At 65.2% G+C, this 19,058-nt stretch carries 10 protein-coding genes; 9 read left to right on the top strand and 1 reads right to left on the bottom strand.

Going from position 1 to position 19,058, the window contains the following annotated elements; genetic code table 11:
* Positions 1–171: 171 nt before the first annotated feature.
* The 8 genes from ABM562_RS16330 to ABM562_RS16295 all read left to right on the top strand — a co-directional run bounded on the left by ABM562_RS16330 (position 172) and on the right by ABM562_RS16295 (position 16,611).
* Positions 172–912, top strand: a complete 741-nt coding sequence (locus ABM562_RS16330; protein WP_460422648.1) for an efflux RND transporter periplasmic adaptor subunit — start codon at positions 172–174, stop codon at positions 910–912.
* The gene (locus tag ABM562_RS16325; protein WP_346616929.1) at positions 909–2,228 is read left to right on the top strand and encodes an efflux RND transporter periplasmic adaptor subunit; all 1,320 of its coding nucleotides are present in this window, start codon (positions 909–911) and stop codon (positions 2,226–2,228) included. The genes ABM562_RS16330 and ABM562_RS16325 overlap by 4 nt, the downstream gene beginning before the upstream one ends.
* Entirely contained in the window at positions 2,225–4,324 is a 2,100-nt protein-coding gene (locus ABM562_RS16320; protein ID WP_460422619.1) for an efflux RND transporter periplasmic adaptor subunit, read from the top strand. The genes ABM562_RS16325 and ABM562_RS16320 overlap by 4 nt, the downstream gene beginning before the upstream one ends.
* Positions 4,325–4,438: 114 nt before the next feature.
* On the top strand, positions 4,439–4,939 hold the full coding sequence (locus ABM562_RS16315) for a GNAT family N-acetyltransferase (protein WP_115086657.1): 501 nt from the start codon (positions 4,439–4,441) through the stop codon (positions 4,937–4,939).
* Positions 4,936–5,280 (top strand): DUF6916 family protein, encoded by a 345-nt coding sequence (locus tag ABM562_RS16310; protein ID WP_115086656.1) that lies wholly within the window; start codon positions 4,936–4,938, stop codon positions 5,278–5,280. Before ABM562_RS16315 ends, ABM562_RS16310 begins: the two co-directional genes overlap by 4 nt.
* A gap of 38 nt (positions 5,281–5,318) precedes the next feature.
* Positions 5,319–5,858, top strand: a complete 540-nt coding sequence (locus tag ABM562_RS16305) for a phage tail protein (protein ID WP_115086655.1) — start codon at positions 5,319–5,321, stop codon at positions 5,856–5,858.
* 93 nt (positions 5,859–5,951) lie between these two features.
* Positions 5,952–15,083 (top strand): DUF4347 domain-containing protein, encoded by a 9,132-nt coding sequence (locus tag ABM562_RS16300; protein WP_460422616.1) that lies wholly within the window; start codon positions 5,952–5,954, stop codon positions 15,081–15,083.
* A 52-nt stretch (positions 15,084–15,135) separates the two neighbouring features.
* Positions 15,136–16,611 carry a TolC family protein gene (locus tag ABM562_RS16295; protein ID WP_258577808.1) on the top strand — a complete coding sequence of 492 codons (1,476 nt, stop codon included), beginning with the start codon at positions 15,136–15,138 and terminating at the stop codon, positions 16,609–16,611.
* A 95-nt stretch (positions 16,612–16,706) separates the two neighbouring features.
* On the opposite strand, the gene ABM562_RS16290 is transcribed toward ABM562_RS16295, so the two are convergent.
* Positions 16,707–17,321 carry a LuxR C-terminal-related transcriptional regulator gene (locus ABM562_RS16290; protein ID WP_258577807.1) on the bottom strand — a complete coding sequence of 205 codons (615 nt, stop codon included), beginning with the start codon at positions 17,319–17,321 and terminating at the stop codon, positions 16,707–16,709.
* A 115-nt stretch (positions 17,322–17,436) separates the two neighbouring features.
* On the opposite strand from ABM562_RS16290, the gene ABM562_RS16285 reads away from it, so the two are divergent.
* The gene (locus ABM562_RS16285; RefSeq protein ID WP_115086651.1) at positions 17,437–19,053 is read left to right on the top strand and encodes a hybrid sensor histidine kinase/response regulator; all 1,617 of its coding nucleotides are present in this window, start codon (positions 17,437–17,439) and stop codon (positions 19,051–19,053) included.
* The last annotated feature ends 5 nt before the right edge of the window (positions 19,054–19,058 follow it).

Here is a 19,058-nt window from a genome sequence, read left to right as displayed (position 1 = left end):
CTGCTAACGCTAGCAGAGCAAAGTGGCATTTCAAGATCACTTGGTCGGGGGGGGAAGGGTCATGCAGTCCAGCCGGATGGACCGGCATCCGACTTCCGGATGGCCGAAAAGATTGATAGCATCCGGCCATAACCGCAAGGATGCAGCAACATGAAGCGATCAGCGTGGTGGATGGTGCTGGTGATGGCCAGCGGATGGGCTCAGGCCGCGACGGACCCTGACCCGTTGCTCGAAGGTGCTACCTCCACCGCCAGCGAGGTCCGTGGTGTGTTGCGGGCGCGCTCCCAGGCGCTGTTGGCCAGTGAACTGGCCGGGCGGGTGGTGGAAATACCCTATGCCGAAGGCCAATCGTTCAAGAAGGGCGATGTGCTGGTGCGCTTCGACTGCAGCGCCTACCAGGCGCAGCAGAGTGCTGCCGGTGCTGCGGTGCGAGCCACCCGTGAAGAGCTGCGCAACAAGCAGCAACTGGCTGCGCTCAATTCAGTAGGGCGTTTCGAGGTGGCCCTGGCCGAGGCCCGCCAGGCCCAGGCTCAGGCTGAAGCCCAGGTGTACCAGGTGCAGGTTCAGCGTTGCCAGGTCAAGGCCCCTTTCGATGGGCAGGTGGTCGCCCGCAAGGTCCAGGCCCATGAAAGTGTCGCCAGTGGCACGCCACTGCTGGAGATCGTCGACAACCGTTCCCTGGAAGTCCACCTGTTGGTGCCCTCGCGCTGGCTGGGGCGGCTCAAGCCGGAGCAGAAGTTCAGCTTTACCCCCGACGAAACCGGCAAACCCCTCGATGCCTCGGTCAAGCGCCTCGGCGCTCGGATTGATGAAGGCAGCCAGACCTTGTTGTTGATCGGCACGCTGCCGGCCAACAGCCCGGGCTTGCTGGCGGGAATGAGCGGTACCGCGCATTTTGCCGACCAGCCATGAACGCCCCCGTCCCGGGTGTGCTCGAACAACTGCTGGCCCATTACCTGGGCCTGGAGCGCCAGGCCCGGGCCGCTGCCACGGTCGACGCCCTGGCTTTCGCCATGGTCAACGATGGCCAGGCATTGTTCGGCTACCGCCATGCCGTGTTGCTGATCGCTGGCAAGGTCCGGGCGCTCACCGGCATCAGTGTGGTCGAACCCAATGCGCCGTTCGTGGCGTTCATCGAGCGTGCGGTCGGCTGCCTGGAAGCCGCTAAGCACTTGGCCAATGCCACGCCGGTGCGCGCCCAGGCGCTGGATGCCGCCAGCCGCGAGGACTGGCAGGCACTGTCGGCGGCCGAAGCGTTCTGGCTACCGCTCAAGGACCGTCGAGGTGAAGTGTTCGGCGGCCTCTGGCTGGCCCGCGACACGCCCTGGAGCGAGGCTGAACAAGCACTGCTGGTGCAGTTGGGGGATTGCTACAGCCATGCCTGGCGCGCTTTGCAGCCTGGCAAGCCGTGGCGCCTGCGCTGGCCGCTACGGACCCGCTGGGCGCTTGCCAGTATCGTGCTGCTGTTGCTGTTCGTGCCTGTGCGCCAGTCGGTGCTGGCGCCGGCCGAAGTCGTGCCGCGCAACGGCCAGGTGGTGGCGGCGCCACTGGATGGGGTGATCGCCGAGTTCCTGGTCAAACCCAACCAGCGCGTGACCATCGGCCAGCTGTTGCTGCGCTTTGACGCCACCAGCCTCAAGGCGCAGGCGGATGTGGCTGAACGCACCCTCGGCGTCGCCGAGGCCGAACTCAAGGCCAATACCCAGCGGGCCTTCTCCGATGCCGAATCCGGTGCCCGGCTTGACCTGCTGGCCGCACGGGTCGAACAGAAACGCGCTGAATACGACTACGCCCGCGATCTGCTGGCGCGCACTGAAGTGCGTGCCGAACGCGAGGGCATCGCAGTTTTTGCAGACGCCCAGCGCTTAACCGGCAAACCGGTGCAAACCGGTGAACGCCTGCTGGAAATCGCCGACCCGGCCGAGGCCGAACTGCGTATCGAATTGCCCGTTGCCGATGCCATCGACCTTGCACCGGGCGCCGAGGTGGCGCTGTTTCTCGATAGCGATCCGTTGCATCGTCATAGCGCACAGCTTGAACGCGCCGCCTATCAGGCCCAGACCACGCCGGCCGGGCAGCTGGCCTACCGGCTGGACGCACGCTTCAGTGCCGGGCCACCGCGGATCGGCTTGCGTGGCACGGCCAAGGTCTTCGGTCAGCGCGCCCCGCTGGCCCTGTACCTGTTGCGCCGACCGTTGGCGGCGCTGCGCCAGGCGGTGGGGGTGTGAGCCTGCCCGCCCTGCGCCCGGACCTGCAGCTCTCGGCCAGCTCAGCGGGGCTGGACGGCGCGCCACAATGGACCCTGGCCGACCCGTTGCGCGGGCGCTATTTCAAGCTCGGTGCGCCGGCAATGCGCCTGTTGCGCCACTGGGCACTGGGCGACCCGGCACAGGTCCTGGCCGCCGCCAATAGCGAAGCGGGGGTGCCGTTGCCGGCGGCGGCTGTGGAAGAATTGCTGCGCTTCTTGCGTGGCCACGACCTGGTCACGCCCGGCGATGATGAACAACGCGGCAGCTACGCGCTCAAGGCCGCGAACCAGCGCCAGGGGATCTGGACCCAGCTGCTGCACAAGTACCTGTTTTTCCGCATTCCGCTCTGGCGCCCGGATGCCTTCCTCAATCGCACCTGGCCGTGGCTGGCGCGCTTCGGGCCCAGGCTTCTGCGCTATGGCCTGCCGCTGGTACTGGGGCTGGGGGTCTTGCTGGTGATGCGTGACTGGGAGCGCTTTCTGGCGACCTTTCCGCACCTGCTCAGCCTCGGCGGCGTGATCGCCTTCGCCATCGCCCTGGGTTTCGCCAAGCTGTGTCACGAGTTCGGTCACGCCTACATGGCCAAACGCGCCGGGTGCCGGGTGCCGAGCATGGGCCTGGCGTTCATGGTGCTGTTACCGATGCTGTATACCGACGTCAGCGATGCCTGGCGCGTGCAGGATCGCCGCACCCGGCTGCTGATCGGCGCCGGCGGAGTCCTTGCCGAGCTGCTGCTGGCCTGCATTGCCTTGCTGGCCTGGTCGTTGCTGCCGGACGGCGCAGGGCGCACGGCGGCCTTCATGCTGGCCACCGCCACCTGGCTTACCACCCTGGCAATCAACCTCAACCCGTTGATGCGCTTTGACGGTTACTTCCTGCTCAGTGACCTGTGGGCGGTGGACAACCTGCAGGGCCGGGCCTATGCCCTGTGCCGCTGGCATCTGCGCGAGGCACTGTTCGGCTATCGCGAGCCGGCCCCCGAACCCTGGTCGGCCGGCATGCGTCGGCGCCTGCTGATCTGGGGCTATGCCTCGTGGCTGTGGCGGGCCGTGCTGTTCTTTGGCATCGCTTTGGCGGTCTATCACCTGTTCTTCAAGGTGTTGGGTATTTTCCTGATGCTGGTGGAGCTGGTCTGGTTTATCGGTTTGCCGGTCTGGCGCGAAGGCCGGCACTGGTGGCAACAGCGTGAGCAGGCCCAACCCAGGCGGGTGATGCTGCTAGGGCTGGGGCTTCTGGCATTGCTGGCGGTGTTGCTGGTGCCCTGGCGCAGTGACGTCGAAGCACCGGCGATGCTCGAGGCATCGCGCAGCAGCGCGTTGCATGCGCCGACGGCGGCGCGTATCCGCCAGGTGCGGGTGCATGACGGCCAGCGCGTGGCGAAGGATGAGCTGCTGGTGGAGCTGGAGTCCCCGGACCTGGATTCGCGCCTGCGCATCATTCGCCGCGAAATCGAGATTCTGCAGTTGCAGTTGCGTCGTCAGGCCGGGCGCAGCGAAACCGCTGGCGACAGTGGCATCCTTGAGCAGCGCCTGGCCGAGGCTGTTGCCGAGTACCGCGGCTTTGTCGCCCAACGTGAACGGCTGAAGCTGCGCGCACCGCATGCCGGGATCGTGCGCGATCTGCTCGGCGACCTGGGGCCGGGCCGCTGGGTGGCGGCGCGCTTGCCCCTGGCCGAAGTGGTGGAGCAGGGCACGCGCCTGCGCGGCTACCTGGCCGAAGCCGATCTGTGGCGGGTTCAGCCCGGTGCGCCCGGGCGCTTTGTCGCAGACGACCCGTTGCGCGCCTCGCTGAAAGTGCAGCTGGATGATATCGACACCACCGGAGTCGCCTATATTGACCAGGAAGCGCTGGTTTCCGAGCATCGGGGACCAATTGCCGTGCGCCGCGATGAGGACAACCGCGCCCAGCCATTGCAGGCGCAATACGGGGTGCGGTTTACCCTTCAAGACGGCGCGCAAACAGGTGTTTCACAGCCTGTCCGTGGCCTTGTGGTGCTTGAAGGTAGTGGCGAATCGCTGGTGGCGACGGCCTGGCGACGAGTAGCCGCACTAGGTGTAAGGGAAAGTGGATTTTAAGCGTGCGATTGTTCAACAATTGGACTAATCTGCCATCAGTTTAATGCCACACTGATCAGCCGATCATTTTGCTCCAGGTCCAAGCGTTCCAACCAAACAGGGAAGTTTGCGTTCATGATGAAGTTCGCGGTGTCCCTTCGAGGGATGGAAGCTGCCGACCTGGATTTCCTGCGGATGCTCTACGCCAGCACTCGCAGCGAGGAAATGGCCCCTAGCGGCTGGTCTGCCGAGGCCATTGCGGTCTTTCTCGACCAGCAGTTCCAGGCTCAGCACCAGTACTATCAAGTACATTTTCACGACGCCGAATTCTACCTCATCGAACAAGACGGGCAGCCCATCGGCCGCTTGTACCTGTTCTGGGGCCAGACCACCCTCAACCTCATCGATATCGCCCTGCTGCCGGCTTGCCGCGGCCAGGGGCTTGGCACCCGCTTGCTCACGGACCTGCTCCAGCGCGCCGATGAACGCGGGCTGGCCGTCGAGTTGTCGGTCGAGCCCTACAACCCGGCGCTGCGCTTGTATGCCCGGTTCGGTTTTGAGGCCATCAATACTTCCGGTGTCTACCTGCGCATGCGCCGCCAGGCACCGGTGCGCGCCGACAGGATTGCCTCATGAGCGAACAGAATCTCTACCTCATCCCCAGCCGCGACGAACTGGCCCAGGCACCCGTGCAGGGTTTCGTCCTCTGGCTCGCCGCGGACCAGGCGCTGCCGCTGACGTTGCTGCAAGTGCTCGACGGTACGCCGATGAGCGCGCGTTATGAATGCTATAGCGCGGTTTTTGCCTTGCCTCCCGCCGTGCGGCTGCCCCAGGCGGTGTATCGCCTGGGTGGCCCGGCGGGGCAGCAGTGGGTGTTGCTGATGACCCCGACACTGCCTGAGGCAGACGGGCGCCACACCCTCGAAGTGGTGATCCATCGCGAATGCCAAGCACCGCCCCAGGCGGTCTGCGGCTAGGCCCGAGATTCCAACAACGCAACGTAAGGAAATGCCCGATGAGCGAACCATTTCTCGGTGAAATCAAGATGTTCGGCGGCAATTTCGCGCCTCGCGGATATGCCCTCTGCCAGGCCCAGATCCTGCCTATCGCGCAGAACGCGGCGCTGTTTTCGATCCTTGGCACGATCTACGGCGGCAATGGCCAGAACACCTTCGGCCTGCCGGACCTGCGCGGGCGTAGCCCGATTGGAACCGGGCAGGGGCCGGGCCTGAGCGATATCGATCTGGGCGAGGTGGGCGGGGTCGAGAACATTGCCTTGACCTACAACCAGCTGCCGAGTCACGGCCATGCGCAGGTGATCTCGACGGTTGGCGGCAGCAGCGACGTGGGCAGCGAATCGTTGTACCTGGCGCGCGCGGCCGATACCGCCGGCAACACCGTGAACATCTACGGTAGCGACATGACCGGTGCGGTGACCCTGGCCCCCAACTCGCTGAGCCTGGCCGGCGGCGGCCAGCCATTCGGCAACCGTAATCCGTACCTGGGCGTCACCTACATCATCGCGCTGGAAGGCACCTTCCCTACGCGTAGCTGATCAGCGCAGTTCGGTGGCGGCCCCGCTGGGCCGCCGCCACTTTCCACCGTTTGCTGCCTGTGGGCAGGGCGGTTGCACAGCAGGAGGCGGGGCATGAAGTTCATCGAGCGATTCAAGCGTCAGGCGGCGCAGCAATCCACGCCACTTGCGGGCAGCGGCCAGGCACCATTGCTGTTCGCCCTGGAGCCGCGGATCATGTTCGATGCCTCCGTGGCGGTCGTTGCCCAGGAGGCCGTGGCCGAGGCGACAGCCGAGCCGGCCAAGGACAGCGTCTCTGCCGAGCACAACGCACAGGCTGCGCCGGCCTCCGCCGACATTGGCAGTCAACAGGCCGGACAACGCCACGAAGTGGTGTTTGTCGATGGCCAGGTCAAGGACTCGCAACAGTTAATCAACGGCCTGCCTGCCGGCACCGAGGTGGTAATCCTCGACCCGAGCAAGGACGGCCTGCAACAGATGGCCGACTACCTGAAAGGGCGCGACGGCCTGGATACCATCCACCTGCTGTCCCACGGGGCATCGGGCACCGTACAGCTCGGCAATGTCTGGCTCGACAGCAGCAACCTGGCCGAGCACAGCGCAGCCCTGCAAGGCATCGGCTCGGCGCTCAAGGCCGATGGCGACCTGATGCTGTATGGCTGTCGCGTCGGCAAGGACAGCGCCGGCCAGGCGTTCGTCGATCAGCTGGCGGCGTTGACCGGCGCCGATATCGCGGCCTCCGTCGATGACACCGGGGCCCAGGCCCTGGGCGGCAACTGGACCCTGGAGCGCAGCAGCGGGGTGCTGCAAAGCGCCTCCCTGGGCACCCAGTTGAGCGGCTACCAGAGCCTGCTGGCCACCAGCTTCAGCTCCGGTTCTACCGCTACCTTTCCGGCGCCGCTGTTCGGTGTGCGTACCGTGGCGGGCGATTTTGACGGTGATGGCGATGCCGACATCCTCTACCAGACCGGCGGCAACGGTACGGCCTGGCAGTATGCGCGCAGCAACGGCGACGGCACCTTTACCCTCCTGACCCAGGCCGCCTCGCCCTTTGCCGGCCTGAGCCTGGGCGACACTGCGGGTAACAACGTGTTCGCCGAGGACTTTGACGGCGATGGCGATATCGACCTGCTGGTCGGGGTGAACGGCGGCCAAGGCAACTACTTTCGCAACGACGGTGGCAGTTTCAGCAGCCAATCGAACGCCACCTTTCCGTCGCTGAGTTTCGCCGTGCGCATGGTAGTGGGCGACTACGACAACGACGGCGACGCCGACATCCTCTACCAGACCGGCGGCAATGGCTCGGTGTGGCAGTATGCGCTCAACAATGGCAACGCTACCTTCACCCTCATGGCCCAGGCCGCTTCGCCGTTTGCCGGCCTGAGCTTCGCCGACCATAACAGCAACGCCTACCGGGTCGGTGATTTCGACGGTGACGGCGATCTGGACATCCTTACCGGGGTCAACGGCGCCACCGGCAACTACTACCGCAACGACGGCGGCAGCTTCAGCAGCCAGTCGAGCGCCACCTTCCCGGCACCGGTCTTTGGTGCGCGCCTGGTGGTGGGCGACTTCGACAGCGACGGCGATACCGACATCCTCTACCAGACCGGCGGCAACGGCACGGCCTGGCAGTATGCGCGCAGCAATGGCGACGGCACGTTCAGCATCATGGCCCAGGCCGCTTCGCCGTTTGCCGGCGTGAGCCTGACCGACACCAGCGGCACCAACTACCGGGTCGCCGATTTCGACGGCGACGGTGACGTCGACCTGTATGCCGGGATCAACACCTCCACCGGCACCTACGTCATTCAGAACGACCGGCCGCCCATCGTGGTCAGCTCCACCCCGAGCGACAACGGGGTGAACGTTTCGCCCACGGCCAACATCGTGCTGACCTTCAACGAAAGTGTGGTCAAGGGCAGCGGCAACCTCTATATCGTGCGCACCTCCGACAACGCCATCGTCGAAACCATTGCAGTCGGCAGTGGGCAGATCACCGGTTCCGGCTCGACCTGGACCATCGACCCGTCGATCACCCTGGCGATGGGGACCGGCTACGCCATCCGCTTCGACAGCAAGACCTTCGCCGACCTCGATGGCGCGATTTTCAAGGGCATCAAGAACAACACCACGCTGAACTTCACCACCCTCAGCAATGCCGTGCCGGTGGTCGGCAACCTTAATGGCGATTCGGTCGGTTTCAACGAAGGCGGCACTGCGGTGCTGATCGATGCTGGTAGCAATGCCACCCTCAGCGATGCCGATTCGGCGGACTTCAACGGCGGCAATGTCACCGTAGCGATCGTCGCCAACGGCGTGGCGGGGGAGGACGTGCTCAGTGTCCGCGACCAGGGCCTGGGGGCCGGCCAGATCGGCGTATCGGGCAGCAACATCACCTATGCCGGCGTGACCATCGGCACCTGGGCCGGCGGCACCGGGGGCAACAACCTGGTCATCAGCCTCAACGCCAGCGCGACGCCCGCCAGCGTCGAAGCGCTGCTGCGCAACCTGACCTACAGCAACAGCAATACCGGCGATATTGCCAGCGCCAGCCGGACCGTGCGCGTCACCGTCAACGATGGCGACGGCGGTACCAGCAGCAACGCCAACGTCACTGTCGCCATCACCGCGATCAACGATGCGCCGACGGTAATGGCGACGCCGAACAACCCGACCTTTACCGAGGGCGGTGGCGCGGCGGACCTGTTCAGCGGCGTCACCGTCAGTGCGCTGGAGGCGGGGCAGAATATCGACCAGTTGATCCTCACGGTCGGCAACCTGGGCAATGGCAGCGACGAGCTGCTGGTGGTCGACGGCACCACCATTGTCCTGCTCAACGGCACGACCGGCACCACCGCCAGCAATAGCATGAGCTACCTGGTGAACATTACCGGCAGCACCGCTACCGTGACCCTGAGCAAGGTTGGCGGTATCACCACGGCGGCGACCCAGACCCTGGTCGACGGCCTGGCCTACCGCAACAGCAGCCAGGCCCCTGACACCACCAGCCGGGTGGTGACCCTGACCAGCATCCGCGACACCGGCGGCACCAGCAATGGCGGCGTCGACACCCAGGTGCTGGCGATCGCCAGCACAGTGACGGTGGTGGCGGTCAACGATGCGCCGACGCTGTCCGGCGGGCCGTACGCACTGCCCGGCACCGACGAGAACACAACGACCTCCGGCGTGCTGGTCTCGACCATCCTCGGCGGGCTGACCTATGCAGATGACGATGCCGGTGCGCTGTCCGGGATTGCCCTGACCGGTAGTAGCGGCAACGGCACCTGGCAGTACTCCACCGATGGCCTGACCTGGAACGCGGTGGGCGCAGTCGCGGGCAATGCCGCCTTGCTGCTGTCGAGCAGCAGCCACCTGCGCTATGTGCCCGACCAGGGCAATGGCGAGAACGTCAGCCTGTCGTTCCGCGCCTGGGACCGGAGCAGCGGCACGGCGTCGACCAACAGCACCCGCAATACCGCCGACACCAGCAGCAATGGTGGCAGCCTCGCGTTTTCCAGCGGTATCGCCCAGGCCACGCTGAGCGTCACCGCACTCAACGATGCACCGGTGCTGACCCCGGCCGCACCGTCGCTCACGCCGTTGAGCGACGGTGCGATCAACAACGCCGGGCAGACGGTTGCCAGCGTGGTCGGGGCCAGCATCAGCGATGTCGACAGCGGCGCGCTGCAGGGTATCGCCATCACCGGGCTCACCAGCGGCAACGGCACCTGGCAGTACAGCCTCGACGGCAGCACCTGGAACGCCGTCGGTAGCGTGGCAGCCAACAGCGCACTGCTGTTGCGGGCCACCGACAAGGTCCGTTTCGTCCCGGACGGTGCCAATGGCACCACGGCCACCCTGACCTACCGGGCCTGGGACCAGTCCGGCCTGACGGCAGGGCAGCAGGGCACCAAGGTGGACACCGCGCTGTCCGGCGGTACCGGCGCCTTTTCGGTCGCCAGCGACACGGCCAGTGTGACCGTCACCGCAGTCAACGATGCCCCGCAGGTCACCACCAGCGGCGGCACCACCGCGTTCAGCGAAGGCAATAATGTCGTCTCGACCCCGGTGGTCATCGACAGCGGGTTGACGCTGGCGGATTCCGACAACGCCACCCTGGCCAGCGCCACGGTAAGCATCACCGGCAACCTGCAGACCGCCGAGGACCGCCTGGCGTTTAGCAACAACCCGGCGACCATGGGCAATATCTCCGCCAGCTACAACGTTGCCACCGGCGAGCTGACCCTGACCTCGGCAGGGGCCTCGGCCACGCTGGCGCAATGGCAGGCGGCGCTGCGCGCGGTGAACTACACCAACCTGTCCGACGCGCCAAGCACCGCTAACCGTACGGTCAGCTTCCAGATCAACGACGGCAGCCTGGACAGCACCGTGGCGACCAAGACGGTCAGCGTCACGGCGGTCAATGACACGCCGCAGGTCAGCGCCCCGGCGACGCTGTCGGTCAGCGAAGACACGGCTACCGCAGTCACCGGCATCAGCTTCAGCGATGCCGATTCAAGCACGGCCACGGTAACCTTCTCGGTGGGTTCCGGTACCTTGTCGGCCATCAGTGGCGGCGGGGTGGTGGTCGGTGGTACGGGCTCGGCCCGTACCCTGACCGGCACTATCGCCAATATCAACAGCTTCATCGCCGGCAGCAACCTGAGCTTCACCACCGCCAGCAACGCCACTGCCAATGTGACCCTGATGGTGAGCATCGACACCGCCAGCATCGCCACGGCCTCGACCATCACGACCTTGCAGGTCACCGCGGTCAACGACGCACCGAGTATCAGCGCGCCGGGCAGCATTGCCGTGAACGAGGACCAGCCTGGCGCCATCACCGGCATCAGCTTTACCGACGTCGACGCCGGCAGCGGCGCGGTCACGGTCGTCCTCTCGGTGCCCAGTGGCAGCCTGAACGCAACCAGCGGCAGCGGTGTTACGGTGAGCGGTTCCGGCACCGGCAGCCTGACCCTGGTGGGCGGCCTGGCCGATATCAACGCCTTCATCGCCGCCAGCCAGGTGAATTTCCTCACCGCCGCCAACTCGGTCGCCAACGTCACCCTGACGGTGGCCATCGACGACGGCGGCAACACCGGCATCGACCCCGGCAACTCCGGTACCGGTACCTCCGAGGCGAGTAGCACCACGCTGACCCTGGCGGTGACGGCAATCAACGATGCGCCGTTCAACTCGGTACCAGGCACCCAGTCCTTCGCCCAGGACAGCGTGCTGGTGTTCAATGCCGGCAACGGCAACCTGATCAGCATCAGTGACGTGGATGCCGGCAGCAGTGCGCTGCAGGTCACGCTTGTGGCCAACAACGGTCTGATCACGCTCTCCGGGATTGCCGGCCTGATCTTCACCACCGGTGACGGGTCAGCCGATGCGACGATGATCTTCACCGGTAGCCTGGCCAGCATCAATGCCGCGCTCAACGGCCTGAGCTTCAGCCCAACCCCGGGCTTCAACGGCCCGGCGTCATTGCAGATCATCAGCAACGACCAGGGCTTTAACGGTAGCGGCGGCGCGCAGATCGACACCGACACCATCAACCTGAACGTGAACCCGCTCAATCCGTTGGTGAGCAACGTCCAGGTCAGCAACCCCAATGGCGGCTACAAGGTGGGCGACGTCATCAACGTGACCGTCACCTTCGACCAGACGGTGGTTGTCGATACCACGGGCGGCGCGCCGAGCCTGTTGCTGGAAACCGGCCTGGTCGACCGCCTGGCGTCCTATGTTTCGGGCTCCGGCAGCAATACCCTGACCTTCAGTTATGTGGTCCAGGCCGGTGACCTGAGCGCCGACCTGGATTACACCTCCACCGGCGCGTTGAGCCTCAACGGCGCGACGATCAAAAGCGTGCACAGCGACGATGCGGTGCTGACCCTGCCCACCGTGGGTGGCGCCAACTCCATCGGCGGCCAGGACAGCATCGTCATCGATGGCGTGGCGCCGACAGTCACCAGTGTCGGCGTGCCGGCCAATGGCAGCTATGTCGCCGGCCAACACCTGGATTTCACCGTCAATTTCAGCGAGAACATGCTGGTCGACACCAGCGGCGGTACGCCACGCCTGGCGATCACCCTGGATACCGGCGGCACGGTCTACGCCAACTACCTGTCCGGTTCCGGTACCGGCGCCCTGGTGTTCCGCCTGACCGTCGCCAACGGGCAACTGGACAGCAACGGTATCAGCGTGGCCGGTGCCATCGACAGCAACGGCGGGGCCTTGCGTGACAGCGTCGGCAACACTGCAGTGCCCACGCTCAACGGCGTGGGCAGCACCAGCGGCGTATTGGTCGATGCCATCGTGCCGAGCGTGGCCACGGTCGCGGTGCCGGCCGCCGGCGCGTATAACAGTGGCGACGTGCTGAGCTTTACGGTCAATACCAGTGAAGCGGTGAGCGTCGATACCAGCGGGGGGACGCCACGCTTGCTGCTCGACATTGGTGGCGTGACCCGTTATGCAACCTATGTGTCAGGCTCCAGCAGCGGCGCGTTGCTGTTCCAGTACACCGTGCAGGCCGGCGACAACGACAGCAACGGTATCAGCGTGGCGGGCAGCCTGGACCTGAACGGCGCAACCGTGGGCGATGCGGCGGCCAACCCGCTGACGCTGACGCTCAACAACCTGGGCAGTACAGCCTCGGTGCTGGTCGATACCGTTGTCCCGCAAGCCACCGGTATCGTGCGCGTCGATGCCAGCCCGAGCGCTGCCGATTCGGTGCGCTACACGGTGACGTTCGACGAAAACGTCAGCGGCGTGGATGTCGCCGATTTCACCCTGGTGTTGACCGGCAGCGCTGCCGCTAGCATCGCCAGTGTTACCCAGGTCGATGGCCATACCTACACGGTACTGGTCAACGGCCTGAGCGGGGCGGGCAGCGTGCGCCTGGACCTCAATGGCAGCGCTACCGGCATTGCCGATGCCGCCGGCAACGGCCTGAGCGGTGGCCTGGCTGGCGCTGTCTACAGCATTGACCGGGTCGCGCCGAGCATCACCCATGTCGAGGTACCCGGTAATGGCAGCTACGTTGCCGGACAGAACCTGGACTTCACCGTCCACCTCGACGAAACCGTGGTGGTCGATACGACGGGGGGCACACCGCGTATTGCCGTAACCCTGGATACCGGCGGCACCGTCTATGCCAATTATGTGTCGGGCTCGGGCAGCACCGCCCTGGTGTTCCGCCTGACCGTCGCCAGCGGGCAACTGGACAGCAATGGCATTAGCGTCGCCGGCACTCTCCAGCTCAACGGCGCCACTCTGCGCGACGGGCTTGGCAACGATGCCGGTACCCCCCTCAACGGCCTGCCCAGCACCAGCGGGGTGTTGGTCGATGCCATCGTGCCGAGCGTGGCCACGGTCGCGGTGCCGGCCGCCGGCGCGTACAACAGCGGTGATGTGCTGAGTTTCACGGTCAATACCAGTGAAGCGGTGATCGTCGATACTTCCGCCGGCACGCCACGGTTGCTGCTGAACATCGGCGGGGTAACCCGGCACGCGACCTATGTGTCAGGCTCCGGCACTGGCGCGCTGCTGTTCCAGTACACCGTGCAGGCGGGCAATAACGACGCCAACGGCATTGGCGTGGCGGGCACCCTGGACCTGAACGGCGGGGCCGTGCGCGACGGGGCGGGCAACAGCCTGAATCTTTCGCTCAACAACCTGGGCAGCACCTCGTCGGTGCGGGTGGATACCGTGGCGCCGCAGGTGGCCGATATCGTGCGGGTCGACGTCAGCCCCGTCGCCAGCAGTTCGGTCCGTTACACCGTGACCTTCGATGAAAGCGTCAGCGGCGTCGACAACCCCGACTTCGAACTGATGTTCAGCGGCACGGCCAGCGGGCATATCGCCAGCGTGACCCAACTCAACGGCCGCACCTACACCGTACTGGTCGACGGCCTCACCGGGGTCGGTACGCTGCGCCTTGATCTCAAAGACAGCGGCACCGCTATCGTCGACCTCGCCGGCAACGACCTCAGCGGTGGCCTGCAAGGCAGTGTCTATAGCATCGATCGGGTAGCCCCCTCGGTGACGGCGGTGGAGGTTCCGGCCAGCGGCACCTATGTCGCCGGTCAGTCCCTGGATTTCACCGTGCACCTGGACGAAGCCGTGCTGGTCGATACCGCTGACGGGCTGCCGCGCCTTGCTATCAACCTGGGCAACGGCAAGGTCGCCTATGCCGATTATCTCTCCGGCTCCGGCAGCACGGCATTGGTGTTCCGCATGACCGTCAGCAGCGGCCAACAGGGCAACAACGGCATCAGTGTCGGCTCGCTCATCGAGCTCAACGGTGGCAGCCTGCGCGATGCGCTTGGCAATGACCTCAAGGCTGAACTCAACAACATCGGCAGTACCGGTGCGGTGCTGATTGACGCGCGGGCGCCGCGGCCAAGCACGATCACCCTCGATGGCCCTTCGCCGACGGCGGAACAGACCCTGAGCTTCACCCTGACCTTCGACGAAGCGGTCAGCGGCGTGGACGCCGGCGATTTCAGTGTGGCGAGCACCGGCAGTGCCAGCGGTAACGTGCAGTCGCTGGTGCAAGTCGATGCCCGCACCTACCGCATCAGTGTGGCCAATATCAGCGGCCAGGGCAGCCTTGGCCTGCGCCTGAATGCGCTGGGAAGCGGCATTCAGGACCAGGCCGGCAACGCCTTGGCGGTGTCGCTGACCGGCCCGGCCTATGTCATCAATGCGCAGGATGCCGGCGACCCGGAGTACCGGATCAAGGTCCCCGAGCCGAGCACCGTGCCTCCGAGCACCTTGGCGCAACCACAAGTACCGCTGCTGCCAACGCAGCCGACGACCTCACCCTTGTTGCCGACGCCGTTGTTCGAGGTGCGCACGCTGGGCAGCGGCATCGCCCCGTTGGGTAGCCTCTTCATACACAACGGCGCCAGCGCACCGAGCTTCATCGCCCAGGTATTTGCCAGCAGCAACAATCCTGGCGAGGGCACGGGCACCGGGTTCCTGGGTTTTGGCGGTGGCGATGGCGGGGTGTTTGGCAGTAGCAGCTTCTCGGATATTTTCACCCGGCAAATACCGTCAGAGGCGACCGAGTTGAGCGTTTTCGATGGCAAGCAGTGGCGCGGCGGCGAAGGCCGCGGTGCCCCCGGGGCACCGACCCTGGGCCAGCAGCTGCAGGCAATGAACGAGGCTGACCAGCGTCCTGTACGCGAGTTGGCCCTGGCCCTGGCGCAACCGACACAGATCGGACCGCGGGCATGATGTACGGCACCAACACTTTCAAGATCAAGCCGTACCAGGGGGCGGCCCAAGGATGAAAAAAAACCACAAGTTGCTCGGGGTCAGCGTCTTGGCATTAGCTATCAGCGGCTGTGCAGTCACCAGCCAGCCCATCGACCGACAGGTCAGTGAGGACCGGGCACGCACCGATCTCAGCGCCATGTTCAAGGACCAGGAACCGCTGCGGGGGCCGTTGACCTTGCATCAGGCGATGGCCCGGGCAGTGAAATACAACCTTGAGGCGCGACTGAAAGTCATGGAAGAAGCGCTGGCCAAGCGCCAGGTCGACCTGGCGAGCTTCGATATGCTGCCGCGCATGGCACTGGAAGCCGGTTATGCCGGGCGTAACAATGTCAGTGCGTCCAGCAGCCAGAGTGTGCGAACCGGCACCCAGTCCCTGGAACCCTCGACCTCCCAGGACCGCGATCGTGAGGTGGCCGACCTGACCATGGTCTGGAACGTCCTCGACTTCGGCGTCAGTTATGTCAGCGCCAAGCAGCAGGCCGACCAGCGCCTGATCCTTCAGGAGCGTCGGCGCAAGGTCATCCATACCATCACCCAGGATGTACGCTCGGCCTACTGGCGCGCGGTAGCGGCGCAGCGTCTGCTGTCGCAGATCGACAGCCTCATGGGCCGCATCGCCGAGGCGCGCAACAACAGCCAGCACATGAGCGAGCAGCGCCTGGGCGATCCGGTGCAGGTGCTCAGCTATCAGCGTGCGCTGATCGAAGCGACGCGCCAGCTGGAAGAGCAGCGCCGCGCCTTGTCGCTGGCCAAGACCGAACTGGCGGCCTTGATCAACCTGCCGTTGAACGCCGATTTCAGCCTGGCGCCGCAGGACGGCTATGCGCTGCCGCAGTTCACAGGCGATTTCGCCAAACTTGAGCAGCAGGCCCTGGCCAGCCGGCCGGAACTGCGCGAGCAGGATTACCAGGCACGCATCAGCGCGGCAGAAACCCGCAAGGCCATGCTGCGCTTGCTGCCGGGGCTGGAGTTTTCCGCCGGCGGGCATTACGACAGCAACTCCTTCCTGGTCAATCAGAGCTGGGCGGACTACGGCGTCAAGGTCACCTGGAACCTGTTCAACGTGCTCTCGGCACCGGCTGCGATCAAGGTTGCCAAGGCCGGTGAGGATGTAGCGGCAGCCCGCCGCCAGGCAATGTCGATGGCGGTGCTGGCGCAACTGTATGTGGCCAATGCCAACTTCAACGAGGCGACCCGGCAGTTCCGTACCAGCGAAGAGCTGGCAAGCCTGGACGGGCAGATTGCCGAGCAACTGCGCAACCGCTATCAGACGCAGAATATCGGTGAGCTGGAACTGATCCAGGGCGAGCTCAACAACCTGCAGACCCAGCTCAAGCGCGACCTGGCCTATGCCGAACTGCGCAATGCCCACGCGCAGCTGTTCGTCAGCGCCGGGACCGATCTGCTGCCCGAGACCCTGCCGGACAACCGCCTCGACACCATTGCCGCGGCATTGCAGAGCAGCGAGTCGCGCTGGGTGCGTTGATGGCTGGATGATTTCGCATACGACTGTGCAGGAGCGGATTTGCCCCGCGTTGAGCCATGCTGCAGTACCGGCCTCATCGCGGGGCGAGCCGGCCCCTATGGGGTGACCGAATACTTCACCGCTGCCGCCGCCCGCGACGGCACGTTGAGGGTGCGCAGCAACGACGACACATGAATACGCACGGTAAACGGCGAGATATCCAGCTCGCGGGCGATTTCCTTGTTGGTCTTGCCCTGGGCGATCAGGCGCAACACCTCTTGCTGGCGCGCGGTCAGGGCGGCGGCGACGGCACTGGTATCGAGCGGCAGCAGCCCGGACGGGGCAAAACGTACCAGCACTTCGCCTTCGCGAATGGCCAGGATGGCTTCACCGATCTGGTCGGGGGCGATGTTCTTGCCGATAAAGCCGTCGATGCCGGCGGCCATCACCTCACCGATCAACTCTTCGTCATCGACCATCGACACCACGATCAAGGTGGTGCGCCGCAGCTGCTGGCGCAGCTCGACCAACTGGCTGATGCAGGTAAGCCCGGGGAAGCGCAGGTCGAGGATCAGGGTGTCTGGTGCTTCGCCGGTGGCGATCAGGCCCAGTACGCTGTCCATGTCGCCAGCCTCTTCGAGATCGGCGTCGGGCAACAGGCGCTGGACAGTACGCACCATCGCTTCGCGAAACAGCGGGTGGTCGTCAGCTATGATGATCCGGCATGCCATGTCGAGTGCCTCCCTGGGCCTGGCGTTCCTTACAGGCGTGCTACTTTACCACCGGGCACGGACGCTGCCCGGTGTACGTACTGGATATGACGACTGTCGCACAAGGATGTTCCCGATGAAGTTCGAGAAAAACACCGAGCTCGACCAGGCCAACCTGCGGATCATTGTTGCCGGCCTTGCCATGGTCTATATCAGCGTGTTGGGTTTTCTGCCCGGGCAGCAGGTCAACGCTTACCTGCCGATCATGATCTACATCGTCCTGTTCCTGCTGCTGTCGATCGTCCTGCGCCAGGTCATCGTGCGCTGGCCGGGCGTGTATCCGGCGCGGCGCATCTTCAGCATGGTCCAGGACTACACCGGCACCTGTTTCGGCCTGGTGGTGGGCGGCGAGGCGGCGCTGCCGCTGTACGCGGTGATGGTCTGGGTCAACCTGGGCAACGGCATGCGCTACGGCTCGCGCTACCTGGCGATCGCCACCGCACTGGCATTGTTGGCGCTGCTGTGCGTCTATCGGCTGACACCCTACTGGCAGGCGCAGCCGTTCATGGTGCTGATGTTGATGATCACCAGCACGGTCATCCCCATGTACGCGCACCTGTTGCTCGAACGCACGCGCAAGGCCTCCGAAGAGGCTACCGCGGCCAACCTGGAAAAATCGCGCTTTCTGGCCCAGGCCAGTCACGACCTGCGCCAGCCCATTCACTCCATCGGGCTGTTTACCGCCTGCCTGCGCGAAGCACGCCTGGGCGAAGAGGAGCGGCGCCTGGTCGACAACATCGACCGCTCGCTGCACAACGTGTCGCAACTGTTTCGCTCGATTCTCGACCTCTACACCCTCGACAGCGGCCGCCTGCAGCCACGCTTGCAGCGCATACAGCTGGGCGAGTTTCTTCACGACCTGCTGCGCCAGAACGCCGAAGCGGCCCGCTGGGCCGGGGTTGAACTGCGCCTGCGCGCTGGCGAACACTGGGTACAGGTAGACCCGGCGCTGCTGGCCACCATGGTCCAGAACGTGCTGTCCAATTGCTTCAAGTACGCGCCGCAGCGGCCGGTACTGATCGGCGTGCGCAAGCGTGGGGAAGGGCTGGCCATTGTCATTCATGACCAGGGCCGCGGCATTGAAGCCGACGAATTGCCGAAGGTTTTCGAAGAGTTCTACCGCGTGCGTCAGTTGCGCGACAAAGACGTCGAAGGCGTGGGCCTGGGCCTGTCGATTGTCAGGCGCCTGGGGCGGATGATGGGCATGGAAGTGGCGATACGTTCGCGGGTCGGCCATGGTACGGCCGTGAGCCTGCAGGGACTGCGCAAGATTGAGCCACCCAAGCAGCAGATCTACCGTGAAGAGCCGAGCCAGGTCGGCTTGTTGACCGGTCTGAAAGTGTGCCTGGTGGAGGACGATCGCAACGTGCTGCTGGCCACCAAGGCCTTGCTTGAGCGCTGGGGCTGTGAAGTGCAGGCCGAACTGAGCGGCAAGGACCTGGCCAGCGACTGCGACATCATCGTCGCCGACTATGACCTGGGCAACCACGCCACCGGTATCGAGTGCATCGACCGCTTGCGTGCGCAACGGGGCAGGGCCGTGCCGGCGCTGATTCTCACCGGGCACGAAGTGGAGAAGATCCAGGCGGCCCTGCACGACCGCCAGATCGCCATTCTGTCCAAGCCGGTGCGCCCGGCGGAGTTACGCGCCACCCTGCGGGCATTGCGTGAGGCCTCGACAGTGTCGGTTTAGTTCAG

The organism is Pseudomonas sp. ZL2 (assembly GCF_054788455.1).
This window is presented reverse-complemented; position numbering and strand designations above follow the sequence as displayed.

What these genes read in the sequence shown, in the direction of transcription:
- ABM562_RS16295 (WP_258577808.1), top strand. Translation starts at nt 15,136, where the DNA reads ATGAAAAAAAACCACAAGTTGCTCGGGGTCAGCGTCTTGGCATTAGCT.
- ABM562_RS16330 (WP_460422648.1), top strand. Translation starts at nt 172, where the DNA reads ATGGTGCTGGTGATGGCCAGCGGATGGGCTCAGGCCGCGACGGACCCT.
- ABM562_RS16290 (WP_258577807.1), bottom strand. Translation starts at nt 17,321, where the DNA reads ATGGCATGCCGGATCATCATAGCTGACGACCACCCGCTGTTTCGCGAA.
- ABM562_RS16305 (WP_115086655.1), top strand. Translation starts at nt 5,319, where the DNA reads ATGAGCGAACCATTTCTCGGTGAAATCAAGATGTTCGGCGGCAATTTC.
- ABM562_RS16315 (WP_115086657.1), top strand. Translation starts at nt 4,439, where the DNA reads ATGATGAAGTTCGCGGTGTCCCTTCGAGGGATGGAAGCTGCCGACCTG.
- ABM562_RS16300 (WP_460422616.1), top strand. Translation starts at nt 5,952, where the DNA reads ATGAAGTTCATCGAGCGATTCAAGCGTCAGGCGGCGCAGCAATCCACG.
- ABM562_RS16310 (WP_115086656.1), top strand. Translation starts at nt 4,936, where the DNA reads ATGAGCGAACAGAATCTCTACCTCATCCCCAGCCGCGACGAACTGGCC.
- ABM562_RS16285 (WP_115086651.1), top strand. Translation starts at nt 17,437, where the DNA reads ATGAAGTTCGAGAAAAACACCGAGCTCGACCAGGCCAACCTGCGGATC.
- ABM562_RS16325 (WP_346616929.1), top strand. Translation starts at nt 909, where the DNA reads ATGAACGCCCCCGTCCCGGGTGTGCTCGAACAACTGCTGGCCCATTAC.